Consider the following 16725-nt stretch of genomic DNA (forward strand, 5'->3'; position numbering starts at 1 on the left):
TGAATGATGTCACACCTGTTATCTAGTTTTGAGAGAACACTCTCAATTTGTTTGGTGGCGATAGCGAAGAGGTCACACCCGTTCCCATACCGAACACGGAAGTTAAGCTCTTCAGCGCCGATGGTAGTCGGGGGTTTCCCCCTGTGAGAGTAGGACGCCGCCAAGCAGATTTTTTATATCTACCATGTTTGTTTATGAAGCTTATATTATTCCGCAGTAGCTCAGTGGTAGAGCTATCGGCTGTTAACCGATCGGTCGTAGGTTCGAGTCCTACCTGCGGAGCCATTGCTTCCATAGCTCAGCAGGTAGAGCACTTCCATGGTAAGGAAGAGGTCAGCGGTTCGAGCCCGCTTGGAAGCTTTATTAAATGTATTATTACTAAGGTTTCTCAAAAAACGAGAAAGCTTTTTTTATTGCGATATGCGGAAGTAGTTCAGTGGTAGAACACCACCTTGCCAAGGTGGGGGTCGCGGGTTCGAATCCCGTCTTCCGCTCCATTTTATCCCAACGGGATATTGTAAAATTGATTGCGCCCGTAGCTCAATTGGATAGAGCGTTTGACTACGGATCAAAAGGTTAGGGGTTCGACTCCTCTCGGGCGCGCCATTATTCTAATAGAACAAACAAGAAATCGGGAAGTAGCTCAGCTTGGTAGAGCACATGGTTTGGGACCATGGGGTCGCAGGTTCGAATCCTGTCTTCCCGACCATTTTTATGGGGCCTTAGCTCAGCTGGGAGAGCGCCTGCTTTGCACGCAGGAGGTCAGCGGTTCGATCCCGCTAGGCTCCACCAAATATTTTCTAAAAAAGTTGTTGACTTTAAACAAGCAACATTGTATACTAATAAAGTTGCTTTAACAAAGCGAACAAACGAAATGATCTTTGAAAACTAAACAAGACAAAACGTACCTGTTAATTCATTTTTAAACAAATCGCACAGCGATGTGCGTAGTCAGTCAAACTACTTTATCGGAGAGTTTGATCCTGGCTCAGGACGAACGCTGGCGGCGTGCCTAATACATGCAAGTCGAGCGGACAGATGGGAGCTTGCTCCCTGATGTTAGCGGCGGACGGGTGAGTAACACGTGGGTAACCTGCCTGTAAGACTGGGATAACTCCGGGAAACCGGGGCTAATACCGGATGGTTGTTTGAACCGCATGGTTCAAACATAAAAGGTGGCTTCGGCTACCACTTACAGATGGACCCGCGGCGCATTAGCTAGTTGGTGAGGTAATGGCTCACCAAGGCGACGATGCGTAGCCGACCTGAGAGGGTGATCGGCCACACTGGGACTGAGACACGGCCCAGACTCCTACGGGAGGCAGCAGTAGGGAATCTTCCGCAATGGACGAAAGTCTGACGGAGCAACGCCGCGTGAGTGATGAAGGTTTTCGGATCGTAAAGCTCTGTTGTTAGGGAAGAACAAGTACCGTTCGAATAGGGCGGTACCTTGACGGTACCTAACCAGAAAGCCACGGCTAACTACGTGCCAGCAGCCGCGGTAATACGTAGGTGGCAAGCGTTGTCCGGAATTATTGGGCGTAAAGGGCTCGCAGGCGGTTTCTTAAGTCTGATGTGAAAGCCCCCGGCTCAACCGGGGAGGGTCATTGGAAACTGGGGAACTTGAGTGCAGAAGAGGAGAGTGGAATTCCACGTGTAGCGGTGAAATGCGTAGAGATGTGGAGGAACACCAGTGGCGAAGGCGACTCTCTGGTCTGTAACTGACGCTGAGGAGCGAAAGCGTGGGGAGCGAACAGGATTAGATACCCTGGTAGTCCACGCCGTAAACGATGAGTGCTAAGTGTTAGGGGGTTTCCGCCCCTTAGTGCTGCAGCTAACGCATTAAGCACTCCGCCTGGGGAGTACGGTCGCAAGACTGAAACTCAAAGGAATTGACGGGGGCCCGCACAAGCGGTGGAGCATGTGGTTTAATTCGAAGCAACGCGAAGAACCTTACCAGGTCTTGACATCCTCTGACAATCCTAGAGATAGGACGTCCCCTTCGGGGGCAGAGTGACAGGTGGTGCATGGTTGTCGTCAGCTCGTGTCGTGAGATGTTGGGTTAAGTCCCGCAACGAGCGCAACCCTTGATCTTAGTTGCCAGCATTCAGTTGGGCACTCTAAGGTGACTGCCGGTGACAAACCGGAGGAAGGTGGGGATGACGTCAAATCATCATGCCCCTTATGACCTGGGCTACACACGTGCTACAATGGACAGAACAAAGGGCAGCGAAACCGCGAGGTTAAGCCAATCCCACAAATCTGTTCTCAGTTCGGATCGCAGTCTGCAACTCGACTGCGTGAAGCTGGAATCGCTAGTAATCGCGGATCAGCATGCCGCGGTGAATACGTTCCCGGGCCTTGTACACACCGCCCGTCACACCACGAGAGTTTGTAACACCCGAAGTCGGTGAGGTAACCTTTTAGGAGCCAGCCGCCGAAGGTGGGACAGATGATTGGGGTGAAGTCGTAACAAGGTAGCCGTATCGGAAGGTGCGGCTGGATCACCTCCTTTCTAAGGATATATACGGAATATAAGACCTTGGGTCTTATAAACAGAACGTTCCCTGTCTTGTTTAGTTTTGAAGGATCATTCCTTCGAAACGTGTTCTTTGAAAACTAGATAACAGTAGACATCACATTCAATTAGTAAGACAAGATATCACATAGTGATTCTTTTTAACGGTTAAGTTAGAAAGGGCGCACGGTGGATGCCTTGGCACTAGGAGCCGATGAAGGACGGGACGAACACCGATATGCTTCGGGGAGCTGTAAGCAAGCTTTGATCCGGAGATTTCCGAATGGGGAAACCCACCACTCGTAATGGAGTGGTATCCATATCTGAATACATAGGATATGAGAAGGCAGACCCGGGGAACTGAAACATCTAAGTACCCGGAGGAAGAGAAAGCAAATGCGATTCCCTGAGTAGCGGCGAGCGAAACGGGATCAGCCCAAACCAAGAGGCTTGCCTCTTGGGGTTGTAGGACACTCTGTACGGAGTTACAAAAGAACGAGGTAGATGAAGAGGTCTGGAAAGGCCCGCCATAGAAGGTAACAGCCCTGTAGTCAAAACTTCGTTCTCTCCTGAGTGGATCCTGAGTACGGCGGAACACGTGAAATTCCGTCGGAATCCGGGAGGACCATCTCCCAAGGCTAAATACTCCCTAGTGACCGATAGTGAACCAGTACCGTGAGGGAAAGGTGAAAAGCACCCCGGAAGGGGAGTGAAAGAGATCCTGAAACCGTGTGCCTACAAGTAGTCAGAGCCCGTTAATGGGTGATGGCGTGCCTTTTGTAGAATGAACCGGCGAGTTACGATCCCGTGCAAGGTTAAGCAGAAGATGCGGAGCCGCAGCGAAAGCGAGTCTGAATAGGGCGCATGAGTACGTGGTCGTAGACCCGAAACCAGGTGATCTACCCATGTCCAGGGTGAAGTTCAGGTAACACTGAATGGAGGCCCGAACCCACGCACGTTGAAAAGTGCGGGGATGAGGTGTGGGTAGGGGTGAAATGCCAATCGAACCTGGAGATAGCTGGTTCTCTCCGAAATAGCTTTAGGGCTAGCCTCAAGGTAAGAGTCTTGGAGGTAGAGCACTGATTGGACTAGGGGCCCCTACCGGGTTACCGAATTCAGTCAAACTCCGAATGCCAATGACTTATCCTTGGGAGTCAGACTGCGAGTGATAAGATCCGTAGTCGAAAGGGAAACAGCCCAGACCGCCAGCTAAGGTCCCAAAGTATACGTTAAGTGGAAAAGGATGTGGAGTTGCTTAGACAACCAGGATGTTGGCTTAGAAGCAGCCACCATTTAAAGAGTGCGTAATAGCTCACTGGTCGAGTGACTCTGCGCCGAAAATGTACCGGGGCTAAACGTATCACCGAAGCTGCGGACTGTTCTTCGAACAGTGGTAGGAGAGCGTTCTAAGGGCTGTGAAGCCAGACCGGAAGGACTGGTGGAGCGCTTAGAAGTGAGAATGCCGGTATGAGTAGCGAAAGAGGGGTGAGAATCCCCTCCACCGAATGCCTAAGGTTTCCTGAGGAAGGCTCGTCCGCTCAGGGTTAGTCGGGACCTAAGCCGAGGCCGAAAGGCGTAGGCGATGGACAACAGGTTGATATTCCTGTACCACCTCCTCACCATTTGAGCAATGGGGGGACGCAGGAGGATAGGGTAAGCGCGGTATTGGATATCCGCGTCCAAGCAGTTAGGCTGGGAAATAGGCAAATCCGTTTCCCATAAGGCTGAGCTGTGATGGCGAGCGAAATATAGTAGCGAAGTTCCTGATTCCACACTGCCAAGAAAAGCCTCTAGCGAGGTGAGAGGTGCCCGTACCGCAAACCGACACAGGTAGGCGAGGAGAGAATCCTAAGGTGATCGAGAGAACTCTCGTTAAGGAACTCGGCAAAATGACCCCGTAACTTCGGGAGAAGGGGTGCTCTGTTAGGGTGCAAGCCCGAGAGAGCCGCAGTGAATAGGCCCAGGCGACTGTTTAGCAAAAACACAGGTCTCTGCGAAGCCGCAAGGCGAAGTATAGGGGCTGACGCCTGCCCGGTGCTGGAAGGTTAAGAGGAGCGCTTAGCGTAAGCGAAGGTGCGAATTGAAGCCCCAGTAAACGGCGGCCGTAACTATAACGGTCCTAAGGTAGCGAAATTCCTTGTCGGGTAAGTTCCGACCCGCACGAAAGGCGCAACGATCTGGGCACTGTCTCAACGAGAGACTCGGTGAAATTATAGTACCTGTGAAGATGCAGGTTACCCGCGACAGGACGGAAAGACCCCGTGGAGCTTTACTGCAGCCTGATATTGAATGTTGGTACAGCTTGTACAGGATAGGTAGGAGCCTTGGAAACCGGAGCGCCAGCTTCGGTGGAGGCATCGGTGGGATACTACCCTGGCTGTATTGACCTTCTAACCCGCCGCCCTTATCGGGCGGGGAGACAGTGTCAGGTGGGCAGTTTGACTGGGGCGGTCGCCTCCTAAAAGGTAACGGAGGCGCCCAAAGGTTCCCTCAGAATGGTTGGAAATCATTCGCAGAGTGTAAAGGCACAAGGGAGCTTGACTGCGAGACCTACAAGTCGAGCAGGGACGAAAGTCGGGCTTAGTGATCCGGTGGTTCCGCATGGAAGGGCCATCGCTCAACGGATAAAAGCTACCCCGGGGATAACAGGCTTATCTCCCCCAAGAGTCCACATCGACGGGGAGGTTTGGCACCTCGATGTCGGCTCATCGCATCCTGGGGCTGTAGTCGGTCCCAAGGGTTGGGCTGTTCGCCCATTAAAGCGGTACGCGAGCTGGGTTCAGAACGTCGTGAGACAGTTCGGTCCCTATCCGTCGCGGGCGCAGGAAATTTGAGAGGAGCTGTCCTTAGTACGAGAGGACCGGGATGGACGCACCGCTGGTGTACCAGTTGTTCTGCCAAGGGCATCGCTGGGTAGCTATGTGCGGACGGGATAAGTGCTGAAAGCATCTAAGCATGAAGCCCCCCTCAAGATGAGATTTCCCATTCCGCAAGGAAGTAAGATCCCTGAAAGATGATCAGGTTGATAGGTCTGAGGTGGAAGTGTGGCGACACATGGAGCTGACAGATACTAATCGATCGAGGACTTAACCACATGTTGAATGATGTCACACCTGTTATCTAGTTTTGAGAGAACACTCTCAATTTGTTTGGTGGCGATAGCGAAGAGGTCACACCCGTTCCCATACCGAACACGGAAGTTAAGCTCTTCAGCGCCGATGGTAGTCGGGGGTTTCCCCCTGTGAGAGTAGGACGCCGCCAAGCAATTGCACGTTAGTGCAATTAAAAAGAAAAAAGTTGTTGACTTTAAACAAGCAACATTGTATACTAATAAAGTTGCTTTAACAAAGCGAACAAACGAATGATCTTTGAAAACTAAACAAGACAAAACGTACCTGTTAATTCATTTTTAAACAAATCGCACAGCGATGTGCGTAGTCAGTCAAACTACTTTATCGGAGAGTTTGATCCTGGCTCAGGACGAACGCTGGCGGCGTGCCTAATACATGCAAGTCGAGCGGACAGATGGGAGCTTGCTCCCTGATGTTAGCGGCGGACGGGTGAGTAACACGTGGGTAACCTGCCTGTAAGACTGGGATAACTCCGGGAAACCGGGGCTAATACCGGATGGTTGTTTGAACCGCATGGTTCAAACATAAAAGGTGGCTTCGGCTACCACTTACAGATGGACCCGCGGCGCATTAGCTAGTTGGTGAGGTAATGGCTCACCAAGGCGACGATGCGTAGCCGACCTGAGAGGGTGATCGGCCACACTGGGACTGAGACACGGCCCAGACTCCTACGGGAGGCAGCAGTAGGGAATCTTCCGCAATGGACGAAAGTCTGACGGAGCAACGCCGCGTGAGTGATGAAGGTTTTCGGATCGTAAAGCTCTGTTGTTAGGGAAGAACAAGTACCGTTCGAATAGGGCGGTACCTTGACGGTACCTAACCAGAAAGCCACGGCTAACTACGTGCCAGCAGCCGCGGTAATACGTAGGTGGCAAGCGTTGTCCGGAATTATTGGGCGTAAAGGGCTCGCAGGCGGTTTCTTAAGTCTGATGTGAAAGCCCCCGGCTCAACCGGGGAGGGTCATTGGAAACTGGGGAACTTGAGTGCAGAAGAGGAGAGTGGAATTCCACGTGTAGCGGTGAAATGCGTAGAGATGTGGAGGAACACCAGTGGCGAAGGCGACTCTCTGGTCTGTAACTGACGCTGAGGAGCGAAAGCGTGGGGAGCGAACAGGATTAGATACCCTGGTAGTCCACGCCGTAAACGATGAGTGCTAAGTGTTAGGGGGTTTCCGCCCCTTAGTGCTGCAGCTAACGCATTAAGCACTCCGCCTGGGGAGTACGGTCGCAAGACTGAAACTCAAAGGAATTGACGGGGGCCCGCACAAGCGGTGGAGCATGTGGTTTAATTCGAAGCAACGCGAAGAACCTTACCAGGTCTTGACATCCTCTGACAATCCTAGAGATAGGACGTCCCCTTCGGGGGCAGAGTGACAGGTGGTGCATGGTTGTCGTCAGCTCGTGTCGTGAGATGTTGGGTTAAGTCCCGCAACGAGCGCAACCCTTGATCTTAGTTGCCAGCATTCAGTTGGGCACTCTAAGGTGACTGCCGGTGACAAACCGGAGGAAGGTGGGGATGACGTCAAATCATCATGCCCCTTATGACCTGGGCTACACACGTGCTACAATGGACAGAACAAAGGGCAGCGAAACCGCGAGGTTAAGCCAATCCCACAAATCTGTTCTCAGTTCGGATCGCAGTCTGCAACTCGACTGCGTGAAGCTGGAATCGCTAGTAATCGCGGATCAGCATGCCGCGGTGAATACGTTCCCGGGCCTTGTACACACCGCCCGTCACACCACGAGAGTTTGTAACACCCGAAGTCGGTGAGGTAACCTTTTAGGAGCCAGCCGCCGAAGGTGGGACAGATGATTGGGGTGAAGTCGTAACAAGGTAGCCGTATCGGAAGGTGCGGCTGGATCACCTCCTTTCTAAGGATATATACGGAATATAAGACCTTGGGTCTTATAAACAGAACGTTCCCTGTCTTGTTTAGTTTTGAAGGATCATTCCTTCGAAACGTGTTCTTTGAAAACTAGATAACAGTAGACATCACATTCAATTAGTAAGACAAGATATCACATAGTGATTCTTTTTAACGGTTAAGTTAGAAAGGGCGCACGGTGGATGCCTTGGCACTAGGAGCCGATGAAGGACGGGACGAACACCGATATGCTTCGGGGAGCTGTAAGCAAGCTTTGATCCGGAGATTTCCGAATGGGGAAACCCACCACTCGTAATGGAGTGGTATCCATATCTGAATACATAGGATATGAGAAGGCAGACCCGGGGAACTGAAACATCTAAGTACCCGGAGGAAGAGAAAGCAAATGCGATTCCCTGAGTAGCGGCGAGCGAAACGGGATCAGCCCAAACCAAGAGGCTTGCCTCTTGGGGTTGTAGGACACTCTGTACGGAGTTACAAAAGAACGAGGTAGATGAAGAGGTCTGGAAAGGCCCGCCATAGAAGGTAACAGCCCTGTAGTCAAAACTTCGTTCTCTCCTGAGTGGATCCTGAGTACGGCGGAACACGTGAAATTCCGTCGGAATCCGGGAGGACCATCTCCCAAGGCTAAATACTCCCTAGTGACCGATAGTGAACCAGTACCGTGAGGGAAAGGTGAAAAGCACCCCGGAAGGGGAGTGAAAGAGATCCTGAAACCGTGTGCCTACAAGTAGTCAGAGCCCGTTAATGGGTGATGGCGTGCCTTTTGTAGAATGAACCGGCGAGTTACGATCCCGTGCAAGGTTAAGCAGAAGATGCGGAGCCGCAGCGAAAGCGAGTCTGAATAGGGCGCATGAGTACGTGGTCGTAGACCCGAAACCAGGTGATCTACCCATGTCCAGGGTGAAGTTCAGGTAACACTGAATGGAGGCCCGAACCCACGCACGTTGAAAAGTGCGGGGATGAGGTGTGGGTAGGGGTGAAATGCCAATCGAACCTGGAGATAGCTGGTTCTCTCCGAAATAGCTTTAGGGCTAGCCTCAAGGTAAGAGTCTTGGAGGTAGAGCACTGATTGGACTAGGGGCCCCTACCGGGTTACCGAATTCAGTCAAACTCCGAATGCCAATGACTTATCCTTGGGAGTCAGACTGCGAGTGATAAGATCCGTAGTCGAAAGGGAAACAGCCCAGACCGCCAGCTAAGGTCCCAAAGTATACGTTAAGTGGAAAAGGATGTGGAGTTGCTTAGACAACCAGGATGTTGGCTTAGAAGCAGCCACCATTTAAAGAGTGCGTAATAGCTCACTGGTCGAGTGACTCTGCGCCGAAAATGTACCGGGGCTAAACGTATCACCGAAGCTGCGGACTGTTCTTCGAACAGTGGTAGGAGAGCGTTCTAAGGGCTGTGAAGCCAGACCGGAAGGACTGGTGGAGCGCTTAGAAGTGAGAATGCCGGTATGAGTAGCGAAAGAGGGGTGAGAATCCCCTCCACCGAATGCCTAAGGTTTCCTGAGGAAGGCTCGTCCGCTCAGGGTTAGTCGGGACCTAAGCCGAGGCCGAAAGGCGTAGGCGATGGACAACAGGTTGATATTCCTGTACCACCTCCTCACCATTTGAGCAATGGGGGGACGCAGGAGGATAGGGTAAGCGCGGTATTGGATATCCGCGTCCAAGCAGTTAGGCTGGGAAATAGGCAAATCCGTTTCCCATAAGGCTGAGCTGTGATGGCGAGCGAAATATAGTAGCGAAGTTCCTGATTCCACACTGCCAAGAAAAGCCTCTAGCGAGGTGAGAGGTGCCCGTACCGCAAACCGACACAGGTAGGCGAGGAGAGAATCCTAAGGTGATCGAGAGAACTCTCGTTAAGGAACTCGGCAAAATGACCCCGTAACTTCGGGAGAAGGGGTGCTCTGTTAGGGTGCAAGCCCGAGAGAGCCGCAGTGAATAGGCCCAGGCGACTGTTTAGCAAAAACACAGGTCTCTGCGAAGCCGCAAGGCGAAGTATAGGGGCTGACGCCTGCCCGGTGCTGGAAGGTTAAGAGGAGCGCTTAGCGTAAGCGAAGGTGCGAATTGAAGCCCCAGTAAACGGCGGCCGTAACTATAACGGTCCTAAGGTAGCGAAATTCCTTGTCGGGTAAGTTCCGACCCGCACGAAAGGCGCAACGATCTGGGCACTGTCTCAACGAGAGACTCGGTGAAATTATAGTACCTGTGAAGATGCAGGTTACCCGCGACAGGACGGAAAGACCCCGTGGAGCTTTACTGCAGCCTGATATTGAATGTTGGTACAGCTTGTACAGGATAGGTAGGAGCCTTGGAAACCGGAGCGCCAGCTTCGGTGGAGGCATCGGTGGGATACTACCCTGGCTGTATTGACCTTCTAACCCGCCGCCCTTATCGGGCGGGGAGACAGTGTCAGGTGGGCAGTTTGACTGGGGCGGTCGCCTCCTAAAAGGTAACGGAGGCGCCCAAAGGTTCCCTCAGAATGGTTGGAAATCATTCGCAGAGTGTAAAGGCACAAGGGAGCTTGACTGCGAGACCTACAAGTCGAGCAGGGACGAAAGTCGGGCTTAGTGATCCGGTGGTTCCGCATGGAAGGGCCATCGCTCAACGGATAAAAGCTACCCCGGGGATAACAGGCTTATCTCCCCCAAGAGTCCACATCGACGGGGAGGTTTGGCACCTCGATGTCGGCTCATCGCATCCTGGGGCTGTAGTCGGTCCCAAGGGTTGGGCTGTTCGCCCATTAAAGCGGTACGCGAGCTGGGTTCAGAACGTCGTGAGACAGTTCGGTCCCTATCCGTCGCGGGCGCAGGAAATTTGAGAGGAGCTGTCCTTAGTACGAGAGGACCGGGATGGACGCACCGCTGGTGTACCAGTTGTTCTGCCAAGGGCATCGCTGGGTAGCTATGTGCGGACGGGATAAGTGCTGAAAGCATCTAAGCATGAAGCCCCCCTCAAGATGAGATTTCCCATTCCGCAAGGAAGTAAGATCCCTGAAAGATGATCAGGTTGATAGGTCTGAGGTGGAAGTGTGGCGACACATGGAGCTGACAGATACTAATCGATCGAGGACTTAACCACATGTTGAATGATGTCACACCTGTTATCTAGTTTTGAGAGAACACTCTCAATTTGTTTGGTGGCGATAGCGAAGAGGTCACACCCGTTCCCATACCGAACACGGAAGTTAAGCTCTTCAGCGCCGATGGTAGTCGGGGGTTTCCCCCTGTGAGAGTAGGACGCCGCCAAGCAAGGTAAAACCCAGCTCATTGAGCTGGGTTTTTTATTTTATATCTGTACTGATTTGCTTTCCTTTCCTCGGTATCCATGTTATTGGTCTTTCTGCTTTTCAAGTTCTATAATACTTTTAAAACCAATACAATCCCCAGCATGACCAGCATGAGAGTTGTAAATAACCAAAATGCAGTTTGAACAGGGAATTCATCCAGACTCCATCCGACTGCGATTGGCAGGATAGAACCGCCTAATCCATTAGCAGCGAGTAGCATGCTTGTTGTTTGTTCTGTTTTTTCCGGGTAGAATTGATTGGTGATAATTAAAGCAATGGCAAACATCTCAGCCATAAATAATCCTAAAAAGAAACAAAGTACAAACACTGCAAATCATTTTTCCTTATTCGATTGCTTTAGCGTTTGTCGGGTTGCTTGAATCTTTGCTGACAGCACAGATTATTGATGAAATGACAGATACGGACAGTGACAAGAATAAAGAGAGCCGCGGACAGGGAATTGCAAATATCGTGACTGGATTCTTTGGCGGAACGGCAGGGGGCGCGATGATCGCACAATCTGTTATTAACACAAAAGCGGGCGGACGTTTGTCTGCATTTATTGCCGGTGCTTTTCTGATGTTTTTAATTGCGGTGTTAAGTCATGTCGTGGTGAAAATTCCGATGGCTGCCTTAGTGGCTGTTATGGTGATGGTTTCTGTCGGCACATTTGATTGGTCTTCTTTAAAAGGCCTCAAAAAAGCGCCGATTACAGATTCAATTGTCATGGTTGTGACGGATGACCTTTCTAAAGGCGTATTCGTCGGCGCTCTCTTAAGTGCCGTGTTCTTTGTGGCAAAAACCTCGAAGCTTAAAATTGTTTCTCACGCAGAGAATCAAAAGCTGAGAACATATCAAGTAAAGGGGCAAATCTTTTTCACGTCAGTGACTGATCTTACGAATGCGTTTATTTATCAAGAGGATATTGAGCGAATCGTGATTGACTTGACTGGGGCTCACGTGTGGGATGATTCAGGAGCGGCTGCGCTTGATAAGATTGTTGCGAAATGTAAAGAGCAAGGCATTGAGGCTGAGTTAAAAGGTTTAAACCATGCGAGTAAAAACCTTATGAAACAGATGGCATAATGTATGAAAGTCCAGATTGAATAGATCTGGGCTTTTTTATGTGACATAGTGTTGAACAGCATTGATATAATAGAGAAAGAAACAAATTGTTAATAGGGGACTTGCATATGATGCTTCAGAAGCTGAACCGTGTATTGGGGAGGGTGATGCCGCTTTTAACGCCGACTAGTGTGGTGCTGGGCGTGCTGCTGTCTCAGTTTTTAAATGGATATGAAAGCGCTGTGCCTTGGATCTTTGCTTTTATCACGTTTGCAGGCAGTTTGAGCGCTAACTTTCAATCTTTGAGACATGCATTGTCTCACCCTCTTCCTATGATTCTTGCACTTTTTGTTCTTCATATTTTTATGCCGCTTTTTGCTTGGGGAAGCGGGCATCTTATCTTCAAAGGCGATTCTTTGACGATCACCGGCTTAACGTTGGCTGTTGTAATTCCTACCGGGATCACGAGCTTGATTTGGGCAGCGATGTACAAAGGGAATGTCGGTCTGACGCTTTCGATTATCTTGGTTGATACGGTTCTGTCGCCGTTTATCGTTCCGCTGAGCCTTTCATTGCTGGCCGGCGCTCAGGTTCATATGGATGTGTGGGGAATGGTGAAGGGGCTTATTGTGATGGTCGTGATTCCATCTTTCCTGGGCATGCTGTTTAATCAGATGTCACCTCCAGAAAGAACTGCATCTGTGAGCAGTGCGCTGTCTCCTTTTTCAAAACTATGTCTGATGGCCGTGATCGCGATTAACAGTTCGGCAATTGCTCCTTATTTCAAAGCGGTTGATTTGAGATTCATAGGAATAGCTGTGACGGTCTTCTTTATCGCGTTAACAGGCTATGCGGCTGCTTGGCTGATCGGCAAAATGATGAAAAGGCAGCAGGAGGAAATCGTATCTCTTATTTTTACGGGAGGCATGAGAAATATCAGTGCCGGCGCAGTTCTTGCCGTTGCGTTCTTCCCGTCCAAGGTTGCCGTACCCGTTGTCATCGGCATGCTGTTTCAGCAAATATTGGCCGCTTTGTTTGGTTATATGCTGAATCGTTTTGAATTAAAACCTGTTTTGCAGAAAGCATGAAAAAACCGCTCATTGGATTGAGCGGTTTTTTCCGTATAGCCATTCGAGGGCAGTGATGAACTGTTTGCAGAAGTACTTGCGGTGGTGCACTGCCCCTTTTTCAACTGAAAGACACAGATGGTCTTCTGTGAAGCCTTTTTCTTTGAGACTTTGATGCACTTGTATTGTATTCTGCAGCATATGTTGCTGAATGGATTGTTTTTCACGGCCTTCTTCACTGCCGACAGACATATAAACACGTGCAGTCTCAGGTTTTAAAGAAGATAAATGAATGGTTTCAACTGCGTTCTCATACCAGTATGAACCTGAGATAGCGCCTATTTTTCTGAATACTGTCGGATACTTTAATAAGGCGAACATTGAGATAAGGCCGCCTAATGAGGCACCGATCATTCCTCTTGATTGCGGTTCCTTGGTGACATTCCAGTTTTCTTCAATAAACGGAATAAAGCGGTTTGTGATATCAGACAGATAGTGATCCCCCAATCCGCCGAAGTCCGGAAACCGATCACTGAGTGATGCAGCTGGCCAAGGGGTGTATTCGTCAAGGCGGTTGTCAGGTTCGATACCGATCAGCACAAGCTCAGGCAGTATGCGCTGTTGAAATTTGCTTTCTAATAATTCGGTGTGGTCTTGAAACAAAGAACTGCCATCCTGCACGTAAACAGCAGGAAATCTCTCAGTGTCCTGGCTGTAGGAAGGAGGGAGGTACAGCGTGAACCTCCTTTTGCCGGCTTTATGCTCAGAAAGAGATCCGTTCACGCATTTTCCCCCTTTTTTTGCTTGAAGAGCAAATATAAAAAATAAGGAACACCAAGGATCGCCAAAATGATGCCTGCAGGCACTTCCGCTGGCTGGAAAAATAGTTTTCCGGCAAAGTCTGCGCTGATCACAAGAAGCATGCCGATTAAACCGCTCAGCGGCAGGATAAAGCGGTGTTCGACACCGGCTAATCTCCGTGCAATATGGGGAGCAATTAAGCCGACAAACGCCATGCTTCCTGCTACAGAGACGCAGGCACTGATGATCGCTACACAGGCTACCAGCAGAATGGTTTTTTCTTTATTTGATGAAATACCGAGACTTCTGACTGTGTCTTCATCAAAACGAATGGTGTCGAGCAAGCGGGATTTGGCGATAAGAATAGGTATAAACAGCAGCATCCATGGGAGAACAGCTGTGATATACGTCCAGTTGGCAGACCAAATGCTTCCGTTTTTCCACACCATGGCCATTTGATAGTCTTGCGGGTCCATTTTTAAAGATAAAAACAAAGACAGGGCGCTGAATCCTGAATTGATCGCGATTCCTACCAGAATAATTCTTCCGGAATCTAAATGGCCTCTGTGCCATGCAAATATGTAAATCAGGATTGCCGCAATGAGTCCGCCTATCAATCCGAAAAACGGCATTCCCATCGCCGCAGCTATAGATGTCACCTCTTTCTGGCCTTGGAACAAGAGCATAAACGCCACAACACCGGCGCCCGCCCCTGCGTTGATTCCGAGAATTCCCGGGTCTGCAAGCCCGTTTCTTGTAATGGCTTGGATGACGGTGCCCGCAATGCCAAGACCGAGTCCGATAATGGCTGCCATGACAACCCGCGGCAGTCTTAAACCGAACAGCAAAATTTCATACTGCGGATTCGGATCGATCTGAAAAAGAGTGGAGAGCAACTCAGCCGGACGAACAGAAAAGGATCCGCTCGTTAAGCTGAAATAGCTGACAACGAGAATTAAAGCGACGCACACGGCATATTTTTTAGCCATTTTGCTCCCCTCCTTTTCGTTTAATCAAATAAAGGAAGAAAGGCACGCCAATAATAGATGTCACGACTTCAATCGGTGTTTCAAACGGATAATTGATAAATCTGCTTGCGAGATCACACAGGGTTAAAAAGATTCCGCCCAATATGCAGGAACAAGGAATCAGCCTGCTGTAATCAGAGCCGACAAGGAATCTTGTGATATGCGGAACAACCAACCCGACAAACGCGATTTTTCCAGCCAGCGCTACTGCACTGCCGGTTAAAATGATGACTGCAAGCATCGCCATAATTTTAATGGTTTTTTTCTTTTGCCCCAGACTTTTAGATATGTCATCGCCTAATGATACAGCGGTCACCTTTTTGCTAAGAGATATAGCCATTACGATGCCAATTAGGAAAAACGGAGCGGCCAGCTTCAGGAAATCAGGGTTCATTTGATGAAGTCTGGCGCTGTACCAGAAACTGAGATCCTGTGAAATTTGAAAATAAATCGACATGGCCGCTGATAAGCTGCTGAGCAGCATGCTTGTGACTGTGCCGATGATGGCAAGCTGCACGGGGGTAAACCCGTTGGGCATCATGGCGGCAAGGGTGAATACTAACACAGCTCCTAACGCTGAGCCGATAAATGAGTAAATGATCATTTCAATCGAAGACGATTGCGGAAGCAGAACCATACAAAGCGTGATGATAAACGCGGAACCATCTGAAACGCCCATAATGGAGGGCGAAGCTAAATAATTGCGCGTAATGCCTTGCATAAGCGCCCCAGAAACAGCAAGGGCTGCCCCTATGAGCAGAGCGCCGGCAGCCCTTGGAATCCGGGAATGCCATATAATTTGATGGTCTGTGTTTCCCGGATCGAAATGAATAAGCGATGTAAAAACAATATCTGCGCTTAAATGCTTTGCGCCATAAAGGATTGAAAGCAGCAGCGACAGTGCAATTGCAAATGGAGAAGTAATCAATATGATACGTGTCCACTGTTTTGAATACATACAAAAACCTACTCTGAATTAGTTTTGTGTCAATTTTTCAGCAGCCGCTTTCAGGAAGCGGACTTTGCTCCAAGCTGTTCCGCCTTGTGCAAGAGGATCCACTGAGTTGACGTACACATGATCTTCTTTGACTGCTTTCAGGCTTTTCCAGATTGGATTTTTCTCTAAATCTTTTAATGCTTCAGGTTTGTCTGCATTTTCATCATCAGAAAATTGGACGAAGATATGGTCAGGATTCATTTCGCTTAATTTTTCTAATGAAATCAGCTCTTGTGCTTTTGCAGCTTTGACTTCGTCTGGCGCTTTAAGGCCTAAGTCACCATAAAGTGTGGAGTTGAAGTACACCTGCTCAGGGTAAATGTAAATGTTGCCTTGTCTGATTCGGATGACAAGCGCTTTTGAATCTTTTGTTTTTTCATTGATTTTTGTTTTTGTTTCTTTTAGATCCTGTTCATAATCTGCAATAATTTTTTTCGCCTTTTTCTCTTTTCCAGTCAGCTGGGCAAGCAGCAACATGTTTTCCTTCCAGTTTGAAGAGATATGAGAAACTGGGATCGTCGTGCCGGCTGTGCTTATTTTTTGCAGTGTTTTTTCCGGGAATTTAGTTGAAGCAAGGATGACGTCCGGTTTCATTTCTAGAATCTTTTCGATGTTTGGCTCCATTTTTTCCCCGGTTGATTGGGCTTTATCTGTGATGTCTTTGAACATATCAGGGAACTTGCCGGAGAATGAAATCGCACCTTGCGGATGAACGTTAAGCAGTTTCGCGTCCTCCATTGATTCAACGCTTCCCGTAATGGCAATTTTGTCTGTCGGTACTGTTACTTCATATGTTTTATCCAAGTATTCAATTTTCTTCTTCTCAGACGCTGTGCCGTTTGCTTTGCTGGCAGTCGATTCGCTTTTGCTGCCGCAGGCTGCTGCTGTCAGCGCGAGAAGCAAGATTAATAAGGTTAGAGATATCTTTTTCATCTATAGAGC

5 protein-coding genes, 6 tRNA genes, 7 rRNA genes and 2 pseudogenes are annotated in these 16725 nt (G+C 49.5%); 15 read left to right on the top strand and 5 right to left on the bottom strand.

The genetic code is table 11. From position 1 onward, the window contains the following. Positions 1–50 precede the first annotated feature (50 nt). The 13 genes from rrf (G4P54_RS00950) (at position 51) to rrf (G4P54_RS01010) (ending at position 10787) form a co-directional block, all read left to right on the top strand. Positions 51–166 (top strand): 5S ribosomal RNA (gene rrf / locus G4P54_RS00950). Positions 167–210: 44 nt separating this feature from the next. Next, positions 211–285, top strand: a tRNA-Asn gene (locus G4P54_RS00955). A 2-nt stretch (positions 286–287) separates the two neighbouring features. Beyond that, a tRNA-Thr gene (locus tag G4P54_RS00960) sits at positions 288–360 on the top strand. Between the two features lie 62 nt (positions 361–422). Then, a tRNA-Gly gene (locus G4P54_RS00965) sits at positions 423–497 on the top strand. 32 nt (positions 498–529) lie between these two features. Further along, positions 530–606, top strand: a tRNA-Arg gene (locus tag G4P54_RS00970). 26 nt (positions 607–632) lie between these two features. Further along, a tRNA-Pro gene (locus tag G4P54_RS00975) sits at positions 633–709 on the top strand. Between the two features lie 7 nt (positions 710–716). After that, positions 717–792, top strand: a tRNA-Ala gene (locus G4P54_RS00980). A gap of 173 nt (positions 793–965) precedes the next feature. Beyond that, a 16S ribosomal RNA gene (locus G4P54_RS00985) occupies positions 966–2515 on the top strand. A gap of 169 nt (positions 2516–2684) precedes the next feature. Further along, a 23S ribosomal RNA gene (locus G4P54_RS00990) occupies positions 2685–5612 on the top strand. Positions 5613–5666: 54 nt separating this feature from the next. Then, positions 5667–5782 (top strand): 5S ribosomal RNA (rrf, locus tag G4P54_RS00995). A gap of 188 nt (positions 5783–5970) precedes the next feature. Then, a 16S ribosomal RNA gene (locus G4P54_RS01000) occupies positions 5971–7520 on the top strand. Positions 7521–7689: 169 nt separating this feature from the next. After that, positions 7690–10617: ribosomal RNA gene (locus tag G4P54_RS01005) — 23S ribosomal RNA — on the top strand. Between the two features lie 54 nt (positions 10618–10671). After that, positions 10672–10787 (top strand): 5S ribosomal RNA (rrf, locus tag G4P54_RS01010). The 16S, 23S and 5S rRNA genes sit together here with 6 tRNA genes alongside, the layout of an rRNA operon. A gap of 105 nt (positions 10788–10892) precedes the next feature. Here rrf (G4P54_RS01010) and G4P54_RS01015 read toward each other — a convergent pair. After that, positions 10893–11150, bottom strand: a pseudogene (locus G4P54_RS01015) (MFS transporter); the annotation flags it as partial. Between G4P54_RS01015 and G4P54_RS01020 the strand changes: the two are divergent. Together G4P54_RS01020 and G4P54_RS01025 are read left to right on the top strand one after the other, a co-directional pair. After that, positions 11147–11911 (top strand): annotated as a pseudogene (locus G4P54_RS01020) (SulP family inorganic anion transporter); the annotation flags it as partial. The pseudogenes G4P54_RS01015 and G4P54_RS01020 sit on opposite strands and share 4 nt — an antisense overlap. Positions 11912–12057: 146 nt before the next feature. Next, positions 12058–12978: a bile acid:sodium symporter family protein gene (locus G4P54_RS01025; protein WP_167873792.1), complete on the top strand. Its 921-nt coding sequence runs from the start codon at positions 12058–12060 to the stop codon at positions 12976–12978. Positions 12979–12987: 9 nt separating this feature from the next. Here the strand turns inward: G4P54_RS01025 and G4P54_RS01030 are convergent, their stop codons facing one another. Genes G4P54_RS01030 through feuA form a run of 4 tightly spaced genes read right to left on the bottom strand, consistent with a single transcriptional unit; the run spans position 12988 to position 16716 of the window. Continuing rightward, on the bottom strand, positions 12988–13740 hold the full coding sequence (locus G4P54_RS01030) for an alpha/beta hydrolase (protein WP_167871502.1): 753 nt from the start codon (positions 13738–13740) through the stop codon (positions 12988–12990). Continuing rightward, on the bottom strand, positions 13737–14747 hold the full coding sequence (feuC, locus tag G4P54_RS01035) for an iron ABC transporter permease FeuC (RefSeq protein ID WP_167871503.1): 1011 nt from the start codon (positions 14745–14747) through the stop codon (positions 13737–13739). The genes G4P54_RS01030 and feuC overlap by 4 nt, the downstream gene beginning before the upstream one ends. Beyond that, the gene (locus G4P54_RS01040) at positions 14740–15744 is read right to left on the bottom strand and encodes a FecCD family ABC transporter permease (RefSeq protein ID WP_024715653.1); all 1005 of its coding nucleotides are present in this window, start codon (positions 15742–15744) and stop codon (positions 14740–14742) included. The genes feuC and G4P54_RS01040 overlap by 8 nt, the downstream gene beginning before the upstream one ends. An 18-nt stretch (positions 15745–15762) precedes the next feature. Further along, entirely contained in the window at positions 15763–16716 is a 954-nt protein-coding gene (feuA, locus tag G4P54_RS01045; RefSeq protein WP_024715652.1) for an iron ABC transporter substrate-binding protein FeuA, read from the bottom strand. Positions 16717–16725: the final 9 nt, after the last annotated feature.

This window comes from Bacillus tequilensis (assembly GCF_012225885.1).
In the GTDB taxonomy this organism is placed as follows: Bacteria; Bacillota; Bacilli; order Bacillales; family Bacillaceae; genus Bacillus; species Bacillus tequilensis.

What these genes read in the sequence shown, in the direction of transcription:
- feuC (WP_167871503.1), bottom strand. Translation starts at nt 14,747, where the DNA reads ATGGCTAAAAAATATGCCGTGTGCGTCGCTTTAATTCTCGTTGTCAGC.
- G4P54_RS01040 (WP_024715653.1), bottom strand. Translation starts at nt 15,744, where the DNA reads ATGTATTCAAAACAGTGGACACGTATCATATTGATTACTTCTCCATTT.
- G4P54_RS01025 (WP_167873792.1), top strand. Translation starts at nt 12,058, where the DNA reads ATGCCGCTTTTAACGCCGACTAGTGTGGTGCTGGGCGTGCTGCTGTCT.
- feuA (WP_024715652.1), bottom strand. Translation starts at nt 16,716, where the DNA reads ATGAAAAAGATATCTCTAACCTTATTAATCTTGCTTCTCGCGCTGACA.